Origin of the sequence: Halanaerobium sp. ST460_2HS_T2 (assembly GCF_003337665.1) — a bacterium.
In the GTDB taxonomy this organism is placed as follows: domain Bacteria; phylum Bacillota; class Halanaerobiia; order Halanaerobiales; family Halanaerobiaceae; genus Halanaerobium; species Halanaerobium kushneri.
On sequence record NZ_QPJF01000006.1, the window covers coordinates 25,489 to 40,854 of the forward strand.

Below are 15,366 nucleotides of genomic sequence, written 5' to 3' on the forward strand. Positions count from 1 at the left end.
TGATCAATTTTGAGTAGAGACACCTATTATGTAACAACACCAATTTACTATCCAAGTGATAAATTACATATCGGTCATGCCTATACAACAGTGGCTGCCGACACAATTGCCCGCTATAAGAAGATGCAGGGCTATGACACCATGTTTTTAACTGGATCTGATGAGCATGGTCAAAAAATAGAACGTAAGGCTCAGGAGGCGGGTAAAGAACCGAAAGAGTATGTGGATCAGATTGTAGCTACTTTTAAGGATTTATGGGATAAACTGGATATTGATTATGACTACTTTATTCGTACTACCGAAGAGCGTCACGAAAAAGTAGTGCAGAAAATTTTCAAAAAACTTTATGATAAGGGAGACATTTATAAGGGTAATTATGAGGGCTGGTACTGTACTCCCTGTGAGGCTTTCTGGACTGAGAGACAGCTGGAGGAAGAGAATGGAGAAAAAGTTTGCCCTGACTGTCATCGCCCGGTAGAATGGGTAGAAGAAGAGAGCTATTTCTTTAAAATGAGCAAATATGCAGATCGCCTTTTAGAACATATTAAAACTCATCCAGAATTTATAGAACCAGAATCAAGACGTAATGAGATGATTAATTTTATCGAAAACGGACTAGATGATTTAAGTGTCTCAAGAACTACTTTTGACTGGGGAGTTCCAGTTCCGATTGATGAAGACCATGTAATTTATGTCTGGATTGATGCCTTGAGCAACTATATTACTGCAATTGGCTATGAGACAGATCAGGAGAAATTTGAACATTACTGGCCTGCTGATCTGCATCTTGTTGGCAAGGATATCCTTCGTTTCCACACAGTTATCTGGCCCATTATATTAATGGCGTTAGAACTTGATCTGCCTGAGCAGGTATTTGGTCATGGCTGGCTTTTAAGTGAAACAGGAAAGATGTCAAAATCTAAGGGTAATGTGGTTGATCCTGTTGTTTTAATCAATGACTTTGGCAAAGATGCTATTCGCTATTACCTGCTGCGTGAGGTTGCCTTTGGTACAGATGGTAAATATTCTACAGAGGCTCTGATTCAACGGATTAATTCTGATCTGGCAAATGATCTGGGTAATCTATTAAATAGAACAGTTTCTATGGTAGAACAGTACTTCGATAGTGAAATTCCTAAACCAGGAGCAGAGGAAGCAGTGGACAAAGAATTAATCGATCTGGCTGCTCAGACGAAAAAAGAAGTAGAAGCTGAAATGGAAGAATTAAAATATACTGCTGCACTGGAAAAAATCTGGAATTTTGTGCGCAGAACAAATAAATATATTGATCAAACAACCCCCTGGATTCTGGCCAGAGAGGAAGAAAAAAGAGAAAGACTGAAGACTGTACTCTATAATTTGCTTGAATCTTTAAGAATTACAGCCGTGATGTTAAAGCCATTTTTAACAGAAGCACCATATAAAATGGGGGAGCAGCTCGGCCAACTGGCAGCAATAGAAGCTGCTGACTGGGAAGCGGCTAATTGGGGTGCTTTAAAAACTGGAGTTAAAGTTTATAATGGGGAACCTATGTTTCCAAGGATAGATTTAGAAGAATATTTTGAAAAAATTGAAAGTCGCAAAAAAGAGAATGAAATTGAAAAGAATGAGGAGGTAAATGATTTGGATTTAGTTGATATTAAAGATAGAATTACTTTCGAAGAATTTATGGATGCGGATATTCGAGTTGCTGAAATTTTAGAAGCAGAAAAAATTGAAGGCAGCAATAAACTGTTAAAATTAAAAGTGGATATTGGTCTGGAAGAAAGACAGTTAGTAGCTGGAATTGCAAAGCATTTTGCTGCTGAGGATGTAATTGGACGCAAAATTTTAATTGTTGCTAATCTGGAACCTGCTACAATTTTCGGGGTTAAATCAGAGGGTATGATTCTGGCAGCTTCTGATCCAGAAGGAAATATGGTCCTGTCAACAGTAAGTTCTGATATCGCAAATGGAAGTCAGGTAAAATAATTATTAAAATGGGAGGAATGAACAGTGAAAAATAGAGAGAACATACCTAAGGCCACAATTGAGAGGCTCCCTTTATACTACAGATGCCTTGATAAGATGGATACTTTTGAAGATGTCGAGGTGGTTTCATCTAAAGACCTGGGAGGTAAACTGGATATCCCTTCAACTCAGGTACGTAAAGATCTTTCTTATTATGGAGAGTTTGGCCGCCGTGGAGTTGGCTATAATGTTAATGAATTAAAAAAATCTGTTGGTAAAATCCTTGGAGTTGACCGGGTCTGGCCGGCAATTTTAGTTGGTGCTGGTAATCTGGGGAGAGCTCTTGTTAATTATAAAAGTTTTGCCATGATGGGCTTTGAAATTGCACATGTGCTTGATAATGATCTCGATAAGATCGGTAATGTGATCAATGACCGCGAGGTAAAGAGTGCTCAGGATATGGAAAAAATAGTTAAAGAAAATGATATTAAACTGGGAGTAATTGCTGTTCCAAGTTCGGCAGCTCAGGAAGTTGCTGACCAGATGATTGAAGCTGGTATTAAAGCCATCTGGAACTTTGCTCCAACCAGACTTTATGTACCGGATGAGGTTGAAGTAAAAAATGAAGACCTGGCAGTTGGAATAGTTTCTTTAATTTATCATTTAAGCTGGCAGGAAGAAATGGAAGCAAAGGGTGAATAAATTGTGAGGATCGAAACAGCGGTTTTATCCAGTGGCAGCAAAGGTAATTCTACCTATATCAGGGCCGGCAAGTATTCAGTTTTAATTGATGCCGGTTTGAGTGGTAAGGGCCTGGAAGAACGAATGGCTGCTCTGGACCTTGATCCAGCCAGTCTGGATGCTTTATTGATTACTCATGAACATAAAGATCATATTAAAGGAGTGGGAATAATGTCCCGCCGTTATGATCTTCCTATTTATGCTAATGATGGTACCTGGGGTGGAGCCGAGTCCGATCTTGGTAAAATAGCCCCTGAAAATAGGAGAGTTTTTACTGGAGATTTTATGATTGGTGATCTTAGTTTTTCACCTTATGCGATTTCTCATGATGCTTCTCAACCTGTAGGGTATGTTTGTCGGATTGCTAATAAAAAGATTGTACTTGCTACTGATACAGGTGTGATGAATGAAGAGATTATTGGGAAAATAAAGGGAGCAGACTTTTTTGTGCTGGAATCAAATCATGATCTGGAGATGCTGATGACAGGAAAGTATCCCTATTTTTTAAAAAATAGAATTAAGGGAATAGAAGGCCATCTTTCTAATGACGATACGGCCGCCTTACTTCCCAAATTGATTAAGGATAATTTTCCTACAGTTATGCTGGCCCATTTAAGTGAGGAAAATAATAACCCAAAGGTGGCCTATATTACAGTCAATAATGCTCTTAAGGAAGCAGGTTTAAAAGTCGGACGAGATTTGCGAATGGGCTGTGCCGCTCAGGATAAAACAACCCCTCTTTTTCGACTGGATAAAAAAACAAAAGAAAAGGAATTATTCTAATGCTGGCTATTAATATAATTACAGTGGGCAGTTTAAAATCTTCTTTTTTAGAACCCGGAATTGAGGAATTCAAAAAGAGATTAAATCGATACTGTGATCTAAATATTATTGAACTTAAGGACGAACTTGTGCCGAAAAATCCTTCTCAGAAAGATATTGCAGCACTACAGGCTCTGGAAGGTGAGCGAATAGTTAAAAGTCTTCCGGAAAGAACTTATGTTTTTGCTCTTGATGTTAAGGGGAAACCAATGACTTCTACTGGTTTTGCCAAATCTCTTAACAATCTGCAGGTCAGAGGTTACAGCTCTTTTACATTTATTATTGGTGGTGCCACCGGACTTAGCAATTTTGTGCTTCAGCAAGCTGATTACAGATTTTCTCTATCACATATGACCTTTACTCATCAGATGATTCGTTTGCTTCTGCTGGAACAAATTTATCGTGCCTTTAAAATTAATAACAATGAACCTTATCATTTATAATTTTTCGATCTTTTATTATGTCATGAATTCAGGAAAAGTTTAAAGGAGAGTAATTATGTCTCAATCAGAATATATATCAAAAAAATTATTAAAGGATCTTGATAAATTAATTAAAATTGCCAGAAAGAAAAATAATAGGTTAAATCATACTATTGTTTTCAGTTCATTATTTGCTCATGACTTTAATATGGATAATTTTAATGAAGTTATTGATTACTTTATTCGGAATGATGTAGAAATTATTTTTGAGAATGTTGAATTGGAAGATATGAATGATGATGATTTTGATAAATTACGTGATAGTATGGAACCTTTTGATCAAACAAAAATCGAAATAATAAAGAAGAATTTATCAATGGATCTTATAATAAAGCGATTACAGCATAATGAAATTGATCTAATGCCTGATTTTCAACGAAAAGCTGGACTCTGGAATAAACAACAAAAAAGTAGATTGATAGAGTCATTGATGTTAAGAATTCCTCTGCCAGCATTTTATTTTGATGGTAGTAAAGAAGATAATTGGTTGATTATTGACGGATTACAAAGGCTAACTACCTTTAAGGAATTCTTTGTTGACAAAAATTTCAAACTGCATAATCTAGAATTTCTGGGTGATTTTGAGGGTTGTGGGTATAAAGATTTGCCGAGGACATATATTAGAAGAATGGAAGAAACTGAATTAATAGCATTTGTAATAAAACCAGGTACTCCATCTTCTGTTAAATATAATATTTTCAAACGAATAAATACATCAGGACTAGAATTGAATTCACAAGAAATTAGGCATGCACTATACCAGGGTCAAGCTACAAATTTTTTAAAAAATTTGTCTAATAATGATAACTTTTTAAAAGCTACCTGTGAAAGCATCAGGGATGACAGGATGAGAGACAGGGAATTTGTTTTAAGATATATTGCATTCAGAGAAAAAGGTATTGAGGAATATGAAGGATATATTGACGATTATTTAAATGAAGCTATGGAAGAAATTAATAATTATGACACTTCCAGGTTGAATAGGATAGAGACTCAATTTGATAAAGCAATGGAGTTATCTTTTGATATTTTTGGTAATAGAGCTTTTCGGAAGATGTATCAGAAAACAGGAAGAAGAAATCCAATAAATAGAGCATTATTTGATGGATGGGCAGTTTGTTTTAGTAAATTATCTGATGACGAATTGGAAATATTACGAAATAATGGGGAACAAGTCATTGATAGATTCATTAAATTAATGAATCAAGATGAACAATTTGCTGATAATTACTTAAATAGCAGTAAAAAAAGTGCTATAAAAGGCAGGTTTAATGACATTGGTACAATTGTAGAGGAGGTTCTAAATGCTCCTAAATAAAATTGGTCTCAAAAATTTTAAATGTTTTGAAAATCAAACTATTGATTTAGCACCATTAACTTTATTTTCAGGTTTAAATGGCATGGGTAAATCAACTGTAATTCAGTCACTACTTTTATTGAAACAATCATTTGATGAAAAAGTCCTATCTAAGGGATTATCCTTAAATGGAGATTTAATTAGTATTGGAACTGGAAGAGATTTATTATATGAAAGAGCAGAAGAAGAAAAAATAAATATACTATTAGGAGTAGGGAATGGAAGAGAAAATGAGTGGACTTTTATTTATAATAGAGAATCTAACTTTTTAACTTTAGATGATTTTCAAGAGGAAACTCCTTTAAAAGAAATTAGCATATTCACTGATCAATTTCAATACTTAAGTGCAGAGAGAATTGGTCCTAGAACATCATTTGAAAAATCTAATTTTAATGTTGTTGAACATAAAAAATTAGGAATTCGGGGAGAATATGTTCAACATTATTTACATGTATTTGGAGATGAAAAAGTTGATAATAAAGAAATAATTAAAGATAGTAAATCATTAACTTTACTTAGTCAGGTTCAGGCTTGGATGGATTGTATTAGTCCTGGTTTGAGAATTGAAACCTCTGATTACTCAGATGCTGATTTTATAGGCCTTCAATATAGATTTGCTAATAATAAGGAGTTTACAAATAAATTTAGGCCAACTAATGTTGGATTTGGGATAACATATATTTTACCTGTTGTTGTTTCATTATTGAAAGCAAAGAAGGGAGATATTATAGTTGTTGAAAACCCTGAAGCTCATCTACATCCTCAAGGTCAAAGAGAAATGGGAGAATTAATTGCAAAAGCCTGTTCTGGTGGAGTCCAAGTTATTGTAGAAACGCATAGTGATCATATACTTAATGGAATAAGATTGTCAGTTAGAAAAAAATATATTCAAAATAATAAAATAAGATTACATTTTTTTGATAAAGAAGACAAAGAAGGCATTAAAGTTCATAAAATAGTTTCTCCCCAGATAAAAGAAGATGGTCGTTTGGATAGATGGCCAAAGGGCTTTTTTGATGAATGGGATAAAGCCTTAAATGAATTTTTTTAGACAAATAGGTGATAATATGCAAATGGTTTTAAATGAGTTGTCTTTGGATTTTCCAGCAACTGATATAGAGAATGGGAAAAAATTATTTAAAGATTTTATGCTTGTTTATTTAGAAGCAATAAATTCTGGCATATCTCGTTCCATAATTTTGGAAACTGGTTTTGATAATACAGTTTTAGCTCCTGGTTATCCAGTTGCAAAATGGAGAAATGATCATGATATTGATAGAGAATTAAAGCGAGTCTATATAAGGATGAATGATAGAGCTGAATTCTTTTCTGAATATCTGAATGTATCTGACTTATTAAGTGAGTTTTATTATAATGATAGAAGCTCTAAGGGGCTTCTTATTGCAGTTGAATTAGACTTTTTAGCAATTAGTTTTTTATCAGATGAATTATGGAATACTAGTAAAATTCAAGGTGAATATAGAAAATTAATAGAAAGTGGCGAAGATACTGAAGTAAATTGTAAAGAAACTTGTGTTTATAATGTTTCAAGTGTGGAGCATGTTGATCATAACTCAGATTGGATTAATGAGATATTAGCTAAAGCTAAAACTAATTTAGATGATAGTAAAGAATTATGGAAAAAAAGAAATGAGTTTTTTTCTGAATTAGTTTTTTGTGAGTCAGTGAAAAAACAGATTTCTGGATTTAGAGTTACAAGTCCTGAGTTTAAACAAATCATAAAAAAATTGGATTTGTTAAATGATTATTTTGTAACCTGGGATGGAGAATTTTTTGAGAGAGAAAAAATCCCCAATGTTGATCCAGAATCTCAAGAAACTTTGAATAGATATGAAGAACAACACACTTTCAGTCCTCCAGATAATGAGCCTTTATTATTTAGTTGGCATATTAGGTTCACAGGTTCTTCTAAAGCAGGACGAATATATTTTTATCCACACGCAGAGACAGGTAAATGTATTGTTGGCCATATAGGGTCAAAACTGCCTACTGTCACAAATCCTAATCCATAAATTTATATAATTGAAGGGTGTAATAGTAATGAGCAAAAATTTTTCATTTGATAAAATACCTTATGATAAAAGTGAGATTCCTCAAAATAAGTTGAATATTTCAGATAAAAAAAGAAGCAATTTATTTAGGTGGAATGGACAATTTTCACCTCAATTTATAGAGGTTTTATTAGAGAAGTATAGCAAAAATGATTTTAAGATTTTTGATCCCTTTGTTGGGAGTGGTACAGTTTTACATGAATCAGGTTTGAAAAAATTATCTGCTTATGGAGTAGAAATTAATCCAAGTGCTTATTATATTGCTAGTTCCTACAGGTGGATAAACTTTAATGTTAAAAAGAGAAAGATGATAGTTAAAGCTATAGAATCAATGTTAAAAAATGAATTTCAGCATAAAGAAATAAATCAAAATAATTTTAGTTATCATTTTAATAAATTATTAGATTTATGTTCTGGTAATAGTGAATATTTACAATTGTTGTCAACATTTATTATATTATTAGATCTTAAAAATAAAAAAATAAATAATACAATTTTGTTTTCAAAATGGAAAAATTTAAAAGAAACTTTAATTAACTTACCATATTCAAAAAGAGAAATTATTATTAATAATGAAGATGCTAGAAGGGTTTCATTTACTGATGATAAGTTTGATTTAGTTATAACGTCTCCGCCATACATAAATGTTTATAATTATCATCAGCAATATCGAAAATCCACAGAATTAATTGGCTATGATGTATTAAAAATAGCTAAATCAGAAGTGGGATCCAATAGAAAACATCGGTCAAATAGGTTTATGACAGTTGTGCAATATTGTATAGATATGGCTTTGGTTTTAAAGGAATTATCTCGAGTAATTAAGAATAAAGGAAGAATGATTTTCGTTATAGGAAGAGAATCACATATTAAAGGGACAAAATTGTATAATAGTGAAATTATTTATTTACTTGCTAAAAATTGTATGAATTTAAACATTATAAATAAACAAGAAAGATTTTTCAAAAACAGATATGGGCAAATGATTTATGAAGATATTTTACATTTTGAAAACAATAAGCATAAAAAAACAAAGGAAAAATTAATTATTGAGGCGAAAGAGATTGCTAAACTAGTGTTAGAAGAAACTTTGAATTCTGCAGATCAAAATGTGAAAAAGTATATTATAGAGGCTATAAATAAATATAAATCGATAAGTCCTTCAAAATTATTAAAAAACAAAAATGAAGATAATCAATTTAACACAAAAAATCTGGAAAGCTTAATTATATGAAATTAATAAATAAAAAAGTTTTCGGATTGAGCTATGTTTTTAAATTAAAAATAATGGTATCTAATTTTTTTGGTTTTTATCAGGTAAGCAAACGGTTTAAGTGATTTTTACAGTAGCAGTTCAATTAGAGATTTTATCTGTTTTATGTGATTTTTATAAAAAAATTAAGAGGGTGGGATAATTTAGTGCTGACTGATCAGATTGAGGCGATGTGGATTTCTCGCTATGATTATCAACCGGGCTGGTATTTTAATAAACACCACCATTCCTATTTTCAGATTATCTATATTGTTTCCGGTTCCGGCAGTTTTTACTATCAGGAGCTAGAAAAACAGCTGTCTCAAAACAAGTTATTTTTAATTGCAGCTGGAGAATCGCATAAATTAGCTGCCGATCAAAAAAACACTCTGAAAACTTTGGATATCAAATTTAAAATTAAGGTTGATCAATTTGCCAGCAGAGTTAAAATGGCTGCAGGAGAGTATAATGATCTGCCTCAGGTCAAAAATCTGCTGGGTCAGATTTGGCAGGAAGGCAGAAAAAAGCAGGACTATTATCAGGAGCTGGTAAACAGCTTTTTGCTCCAGATCTTAATAAATATTTTACGGGTCAATTCCAACAGTTCGGCTGCAGAAAAAGAAGCTGCTCAGAGGCCGGGTTTAAAAGAAAATACTGAAAATCAGCTCTGCAGAAAATTCCTTAATTATATTGAAGAAAACTACAGCAGGGAGTTACTTTTAAAAGATATAGCTTCTGAGCTCGGCTATAACCAGAGTTATATCTGTCAGATTTTTAAAGAAAATTATAATTTAACACCAATGAGTTTTTTATATAAATATCGGATCCAAAAAGCAGCTGAGCTGCTAAAAGAATCCGGAGATACCTTGAGCCAAATTGCGGGCAAAACGGGATTTAAGACAGTTCATCATTTTAATAGAACCTTTAGCAAATATCAGGGTCAGCCACCTGGTGAATATCGAGATCAGCATTTACTGGCTGTTCGCAGAGATATCTATCTGGCAGCTGATTTTGTTAATAAAAATCGACTCCAGAAACAAAAATAGTTTTGTAATTAAAAGTATGCCCGGTCAGAGAGGGTATACTTTTTTTGTTTTAAACAGCTTTAACTAAATTCCAGACAAAAAATTTATAAATCTGACTAAATAAAATTCAGCAGTTATCAAATATAATAAAGTTAGCAGAAATAAAGACAGACTGACTGAAGAAAGCGGCAGTGGAAAAAGTTTAAATAGAGAAATTATTTTTGGGCCGAGATTTTAAATTTAACTAAACAGAGGAGAGTTTTAAATGAAATTATTTGATTTAACAGGCAAAAAAGCCTTAGTAACAGGAGGAAGTCGTGGTTTAGGACTTGGGATAGCAGAAGGTTTATTAGAAGCTGGGGCGGAAGTTATAATTACAGGGGTTTCCAACAGGGTTTTAGATACAGCATCTGAGTTAAAAAAACAGGGGTATCAGGTTACTGGAATCAGCTTTGATTTAAGTAATCGAGATCAAATAGAAAAATCATTTAAGAAAGTTATGAAAATATTTGATGATCAGATTGATATTTTGGTAAATAATGCCGGAATTCAGCGTAGACACAGAGCAGAAAAGTTTCCTCTTAAGGACTGGGATGATGTTCTGGAGGTTAATTTAAATGCTGTTTTTATTTTATCACAGCTGGCTGCAACTGAAATGCTTAAAAATGGAGGAGGGAAAATAATAAATATTGCTTCATTATTAAGTTTTTTTGGTGGCTATACTGTTCCTGCTTATGCAGCCAGTAAAGGTGGAGTTGCTCAATTAACCAAGGCTCTTGCTAATGAATGGACGGCTAAAGGAATCAATGTTAACGCAATTGCTCCCGGTTATATGGATACCGAAATGAATACGGCTCTGGTAAATGATGAGGAACGAAATAAACTTATAATGTCCAGAATTCCGGCTGGACGCTGGGGTAAAGCAGAAGATATGAAGGGCGCAGCAATTTTTCTTGCTTCGGCAGCCTCAGATTATCTCAGTGGAGCCGTAATTCCTGTAGACGGGGGTTATTTAGGTAGATAAAAATAGCTTGATTTTGTCTATAAATTTTTTATATGCAATAATTAAAAGGTGCCTGCAGACCGGAATAATAGATTTCAGTCTGAAGCACCTTTTTTAAATTTATTTTCTAGAATAGAATTCTATTACCAGCTGATCGTTAATTTCGATTGGGATTTCATCTATTTCTATTTCTGAAACCAGCTTTGATTCAAAGTTGTCAAAATTTCTTTCCAGATAGCTGATTGGACTTAAGTGTCTATCCAGAAAATTTTCTCGAAATAAATTATTCTTTCTGTATTTTTCTCTTAAAGTAATTTGATCACCAATTTTAAGCTGATAGGATGGTATATCAATTTTGCTGCCATTAACTAAAATATGACCATGAACAACCATCTGTCGGGCCTGCCTGATAGAGCGTGCAAAACCAGTTCGATAAACTAGATTATCAAGTCTTTTTTCCAATTTTTTAATTAGATTATCTCCTGTTACACCATCTTCACTGGCAGCATCTTTTACATAACGGCTGAATTTTTTTTCCATCAGTCCGTAATATGCACGCAGACGCTGTTTTTCCAGCAGCTGCTGACCATAATTTGATAACTTTTTATTTGCTCTGTTAAAGCTTCCATCTGCTCTTTTCATTGCCTTTGGATGTCCATAAATATTGACACCCAACCTTCTTGATTCTTTAAATCTTGGACCACGTTTTCTGGCCAATTTAAATATCCTCCTTATTAATAACTATTAGCCGCGGTTATTAATCCATAGTAATCTTATCAACTTTAAAACATAAATTATAGTTCCTATTTAACAATTTAATATTTTTTTGGATAATCAAATTTTTACAGTAAATAGATTTACAAAGGTGGACCGGATGTAATATAATAAAATATAGGGTATTTATAATATTTTCGCTAACTGAGCCTAAATTCTATTCAGCTTTAGTTTGAGCTAATTTTTGAATTAATTGTTTACATAATTTAAAGGGAGTGTAAGTTTTGAAGTGTAAAGTTTGTGGAAGCAGTGACTTAGAAGCGTTAGATCTCCAGGATAAATATTACCACTGTCATAATTGTGAGGCGATCTTTATAGATTCGGCTGAAATTGTCGATCAGGCTGAGGAAAAAGAGCGATATGAGGGGCATGATAATAATCATCAAAATGAAGGATATGTCCAGATGTTTCAGGATTTTCTAGATGAAGTTATAGAACCCTATATTGATTTAGATAAAATAAACGATGCTTTAGAATTTGGCTGTGGTCCCGGGCCGGTGCTGGCAGATTTAATTCAGTCCCGTGGCCCTGAAGTTGATCGTTATGATCCTTACTTTTTTCCGGAGAAAGTATTTTCAGACAAAAGATATGATTTAATAACGTCAACTGAAGTTTTTGAACACTTTTCTGACCCGGTTAAGGAAATGGAGCTTTTAACATCTCACCTGCGAGAAAATGCTTATCTGGCAGTAATGACTTCTTTTCATCCTGGATCGGAAGAGTTTGAAGACTGGTGGTATAAATGGGATCCTACCCATATAGTTTTTTATAATCAAAAAACTTTTAAAAAAATTGCTTCAGATTTTGATCTGGAAATAGTTTATACTGATCAAGAAAAATATATTCTTTTTAAAGCTTAGAGGGGGAGAGACTCTTGAAAAAATCTGTCGTACTGGTAAGTGTTATTGTCTTTTTATTTATGTTTTTGACAGCAGTTCAGGCTGAAGAAACTGATGCCTGGCAACAGGCAAAGGAGGAAGGGATACAGTTTCGGGCTGTAGGTAATGAGCCGGGCTGGCTGGTTGAAGTTAAAAGTGATCAGAAAATAAAATTTGTTAATGATTATGGTAATTTAGAGATTAAAGCTCCGGTTGATGACCTCTGGCTTGGACCAGCTGGTGAGGATAAGATCTATTATATTGAAAATGATGTGATTCAGTTTCAGGTAATTATCATGAAAAAAAGTTATCAGGATAGCATGAGTGGAGAAGTGTTTCCCTATCAGGTAAGAGTTGTTTTTCCAAATAAGAGTTATGTCGGTGGAGGTAGGCTGCTAAATGAGCCGGAAGCCGAGAAATAATTGGAAGATGAAAAATAAAATGATACTTTAAAATATTTTCTGTGTTAAATGAAATTGAAATTTCTAAGGAAATATTAAAAATTATAGAAGATTGTCTAAGCGGCTAAGCCCTGAAACTCTAAGGGACTTGAGCCGTTTTATTTTTTTCTGTATCTTTCTTTATTTAAAAAAATTATTTAATGTCTTTACAGCTGTCAATTCAGATGATAGAATAGACAGCAGGATGATTTAAATGAGGTGATTAAAATTAAGGCGGAAGAAAGAAGAAGGCAGCTACTGCAGAGATTAAAAAAATCGAGTCAGGCTTTAATAGGCTCTCTGCTGGCGGAAGAATTTGAAGTCAGCCGTCAGGTTATTGTTCAGGATATAGCACTTCTGAGAGCTCAGGGGGAGAAAATTGTGGCTACCTCGCAGGGTTATTTTTATGAAGCAAATCTCGGACTGCCAACTGTTAAAGCATCTATTGCCTGTAGACATGGTGATCAAAAAGAGCTTAGAGATGAACTTTTAACTGTAGTTAATTATGGTGGGAGAGTTATTGATGTTAAAGTTGAACACCCAATTTACGGGGAACTAAGCGGTAATTTAATGATCAGCAGTGTTGAGGATGTTGAAAAATTCATCCAAAATTATCAGCAGAATAAGGCCGCCCTGCTTTCGGAATTAACTGATGGAGTGCATCTACATACCATTGAAGCTGTTAATGAACAGGTTCTGGAAAAAATTAAAGCTGAATTAAGAGAAAAGGGCTATCTGCTGGAAGAATAAATTTTTGTTTTTACTGTAAAGACAGGTGTAAAGTTATACTGTAATAAAACTGTAAAGTTATACTTAAACAAAACAGGAGGTTATTAGTTTATGGACAGAGAAAAACTGAAAAAACTAAGGAATTTATATTTAGTACTAATTTTGTTACTTGTAGTTTCTGCCTTTATTGTTCCCTATACTCTGCTCAGCTCACTTAATTATTTTTACGGAGCATTTCTGTTCTGGAGTTTTTTTGCACTGGCAGTAATTTATTTAACTATTAAAATCACAACTTACTGGAGGAATGATTGATGCCAACTACATACTTATATATCGCAGTAATTTTATATATTATAGCCGGATCTTTTGTTGCTTTAATGGCCAGGAGAGAGATGAATGAAGGAATTGTAGAATATTTTTTAAGTGGAAGAAATACTGGTGGTTTTGTAGCTGCTCTGTCCTATAGTGCAACTACTTACAGTGCGTTTATGATGATTGGTCTGGCTGGCTTTACCTATTCTGGGGGAGTAGGAGCTCTTGGATTTGAGCTGGTTTATTTATCAGGACTTTCTCTGGTGGCATTCTTTGGGCCCCGTTTCTGGTTGATTGGTAAAAAAAATAATTATGTTTCCCCATATGAAATGCTTGGTGATCGCTACCAGAATCAGTGGATTGCTTTTGCTGCTTCACTTTCGGCCTGTATTTTTTTAATACCTTATCTGGCTGTCCAGCTGATGGGAGTTGGTTATCTTTTAAGTGGGCTTTCGGGAGGTGCTATTCCCTTTGTTTTTGGAGTTGTAATTGCTGTAGTGCTGGCTATTGCCTGGGCTTTAATTGCGGGAATGAAGTCTGTAACCTGGACTGATTCTCTGCAGTCGCTGATTATGATAGTGGTCAGTATTGTTATTTTGTTTTATGTTATTTATCAGCATTTGGGTGGGTTTATAGAATTTTTTGGCTCACTGGCTGCCCTAGAAGGCAAAGTACTCAGTGTTCCTGGCCCTGGATTTTTTAAATTTAAAACCTTTCTGGGTTTAAGTCTGCCCTGGTTTTTCTTTTCTATTTCTAATCCTCAGGTCAGTCAGCGCCTCTTTATCCCCCGTGATCTTAAGGCGATGAAAACCATGATTAAAGGATTTTTGATTTTTGGTTTTATTTACACACTGGTTTCTGTATTCTGGGGTTTTTCTGCTCGTCTTTTAATTCCGGGACTGGCAAACGCAGATCTGGCAACACCAGAACTGCTGGCATCACAATATGTACCGACTGCTCTGGCGCTGGTAGCAATGATTGGAATAACAGCTGCAGCGATTTCAACAATTGATTCGATAATGCTGACCTTATCATCCCTTATAGTTAGAGATATTTTTAAAAATATGGATGACAATCTAGATCAGGATCAGAGTTTAAGGCAGCTTAGAACGGCCAAAATTGCCATTTTGATTATCGCTGTGTTAGGATTTTTCTTTGCCATTCAGGAGCTAAATTTAATTGCTACGCTTTCAGTAGCAGCCTCAATTGGTCTTCTGGTGATTGTTCCTTCGATGTTTGGAGCATTTTTCTGGAAAAAGGCCACAGCTGCAGCTTCTCTAAGCAGTATAATTATCGGTTCAGTGACTGCTCTTTATTTGCAATTTAGCGGCTGGAGCCCACTTGGATATGGGGCTGGAGTCTGGACTTTAATTGTGACAGCTGCTGTTTTTGTATCGGTCAGCTTTTTTACTCAGGCACCGGTTGAGAAGGCAGAAGAGTTTATTGGTTATTTAAATGAAGAGTGTCGAGAGAGAAATATAATTTAGATTATCATATTACAATAAAATACTGTAACTAGAATTTTTAAA

Annotated in this window: 16 protein-coding genes; 15 read left to right on the forward strand and 1 reads right to left on the reverse strand. The window is 34.0% G+C overall.

Annotation, left to right across the window (positions count from 1 at the left end; translation table 11 throughout):
* Positions 1–9: 9 nt before the first annotated feature.
* The 10 genes from metG (at position 10) to DFR80_RS04100 (ending at position 10,725) form a co-directional block, all read left to right on the forward strand.
* Positions 10–1,971, forward strand: a complete 1,962-nt coding sequence (metG, locus tag DFR80_RS04055) for a methionine--tRNA ligase (RefSeq protein ID WP_114489274.1) — start codon at positions 10–12, stop codon at positions 1,969–1,971.
* Between the two features lie 24 nt (positions 1,972–1,995).
* The gene (locus tag DFR80_RS04060) at positions 1,996–2,652 is read left to right on the forward strand and encodes a redox-sensing transcriptional repressor Rex (protein WP_076544143.1); all 657 of its coding nucleotides are present in this window, start codon (positions 1,996–1,998) and stop codon (positions 2,650–2,652) included.
* A gap of 3 nt (positions 2,653–2,655) precedes the next feature.
* Entirely contained in the window at positions 2,656–3,474 is an 819-nt protein-coding gene (locus DFR80_RS04065; RefSeq protein WP_114489275.1) for an MBL fold metallo-hydrolase, read from the forward strand.
* A gap of 2 nt (positions 3,475–3,476) precedes the next feature.
* The gene (gene rlmH / locus DFR80_RS04070) at positions 3,477–3,956 is read left to right on the forward strand and encodes a 23S rRNA (pseudouridine(1915)-N(3))-methyltransferase RlmH (RefSeq protein WP_114489317.1); all 480 of its coding nucleotides are present in this window, start codon (positions 3,477–3,479) and stop codon (positions 3,954–3,956) included.
* A gap of 55 nt (positions 3,957–4,011) precedes the next feature.
* Positions 4,012–5,313 (forward strand): DUF262 domain-containing protein, encoded by a 1,302-nt coding sequence (locus tag DFR80_RS04075; RefSeq protein WP_114489276.1) that lies wholly within the window; start codon positions 4,012–4,014, stop codon positions 5,311–5,313.
* A complete protein-coding gene (locus DFR80_RS04080; RefSeq protein ID WP_114489277.1) occupies positions 5,300–6,403 on the forward strand; it encodes a DUF3696 domain-containing protein in 1,104 nt (367 codons plus the stop codon). Before DFR80_RS04075 ends, DFR80_RS04080 begins: the two co-directional genes overlap by 14 nt.
* On the forward strand, positions 6,390–7,385 hold the full coding sequence (locus DFR80_RS04085) for a hypothetical protein (RefSeq protein WP_114489278.1): 996 nt from the start codon (positions 6,390–6,392) through the stop codon (positions 7,383–7,385). The genes DFR80_RS04080 and DFR80_RS04085 overlap by 14 nt, the downstream gene beginning before the upstream one ends.
* Positions 7,386–7,413: 28 nt before the next feature.
* Positions 7,414–8,658 carry a DNA methyltransferase gene (locus DFR80_RS04090; RefSeq protein ID WP_114489279.1) on the forward strand — a complete coding sequence of 415 codons (1,245 nt, stop codon included), beginning with the start codon at positions 7,414–7,416 and terminating at the stop codon, positions 8,656–8,658.
* 185 nt (positions 8,659–8,843) lie between these two features.
* On the forward strand, positions 8,844–9,722 hold the full coding sequence (locus DFR80_RS04095) for an AraC family transcriptional regulator (protein WP_114489280.1): 879 nt from the start codon (positions 8,844–8,846) through the stop codon (positions 9,720–9,722).
* A gap of 244 nt (positions 9,723–9,966) precedes the next feature.
* Positions 9,967–10,725: a glucose 1-dehydrogenase gene (locus tag DFR80_RS04100; RefSeq protein ID WP_114489281.1), complete on the forward strand. Its 759-nt coding sequence runs from the start codon at positions 9,967–9,969 to the stop codon at positions 10,723–10,725.
* A 99-nt stretch (positions 10,726–10,824) separates the two neighbouring features.
* Here the strand turns inward: DFR80_RS04100 and rpsD are convergent, their stop codons facing one another.
* Positions 10,825–11,421, reverse strand: coding sequence for a 30S ribosomal protein S4 (gene rpsD, locus DFR80_RS04105; RefSeq protein ID WP_076544147.1), 597 nt, complete (start codon positions 11,419–11,421; stop codon positions 10,825–10,827).
* Between the two features lie 281 nt (positions 11,422–11,702).
* Between rpsD and DFR80_RS04110 the strand changes: the two genes are divergently transcribed.
* The 5 genes from DFR80_RS04110 to DFR80_RS04130 all read left to right on the forward strand — a co-directional run bounded on the left by DFR80_RS04110 (position 11,703) and on the right by DFR80_RS04130 (position 15,324).
* Positions 11,703–12,338 (forward strand): class I SAM-dependent methyltransferase, encoded by a 636-nt coding sequence (locus DFR80_RS04110; RefSeq protein WP_114489282.1) that lies wholly within the window; start codon positions 11,703–11,705, stop codon positions 12,336–12,338.
* A gap of 14 nt (positions 12,339–12,352) precedes the next feature.
* Positions 12,353–12,778 (forward strand): hypothetical protein, encoded by a 426-nt coding sequence (locus DFR80_RS04115; RefSeq protein WP_076544149.1) that lies wholly within the window; start codon positions 12,353–12,355, stop codon positions 12,776–12,778.
* Between the two features lie 246 nt (positions 12,779–13,024).
* Entirely contained in the window at positions 13,025–13,546 is a 522-nt protein-coding gene (locus tag DFR80_RS04120) for a transcription repressor NadR (RefSeq protein WP_076544209.1), read from the forward strand.
* Between the two features lie 90 nt (positions 13,547–13,636).
* Positions 13,637–13,837: a hypothetical protein gene (locus DFR80_RS04125; protein ID WP_076544150.1), complete on the forward strand. Its 201-nt coding sequence runs from the start codon at positions 13,637–13,639 to the stop codon at positions 13,835–13,837.
* On the forward strand, positions 13,837–15,324 hold the full coding sequence (locus DFR80_RS04130; RefSeq protein WP_076544151.1) for a sodium:solute symporter family protein: 1,488 nt from the start codon (positions 13,837–13,839) through the stop codon (positions 15,322–15,324). Before DFR80_RS04125 ends, DFR80_RS04130 begins: the two co-directional genes overlap by 1 nt.
* The last annotated feature ends 42 nt before the right edge of the window (positions 15,325–15,366 follow it).

Bases quoted from the DNA above. Each gene is read 5' to 3' on its own strand.
- DFR80_RS04085 (WP_114489278.1), top strand. From the start codon at position 6,390: ATGAATTTTTTTAGACAAATAGGTGATAATATGCAAATGGTTTTAAAT.
- DFR80_RS04125 (WP_076544150.1), top strand. From the start codon at position 13,637: ATGGACAGAGAAAAACTGAAAAAACTAAGGAATTTATATTTAGTACTA.
- DFR80_RS04075 (WP_114489276.1), top strand. From the start codon at position 4,012: ATGTCTCAATCAGAATATATATCAAAAAAATTATTAAAGGATCTTGAT.
- DFR80_RS04080 (WP_114489277.1), top strand. From the start codon at position 5,300: ATGCTCCTAAATAAAATTGGTCTCAAAAATTTTAAATGTTTTGAAAAT.
- DFR80_RS04100 (WP_114489281.1), top strand. From the start codon at position 9,967: ATGAAATTATTTGATTTAACAGGCAAAAAAGCCTTAGTAACAGGAGGA.
- DFR80_RS04130 (WP_076544151.1), top strand. From the start codon at position 13,837: ATGCCAACTACATACTTATATATCGCAGTAATTTTATATATTATAGCC.
- DFR80_RS04090 (WP_114489279.1), top strand. From the start codon at position 7,414: ATGAGCAAAAATTTTTCATTTGATAAAATACCTTATGATAAAAGTGAG.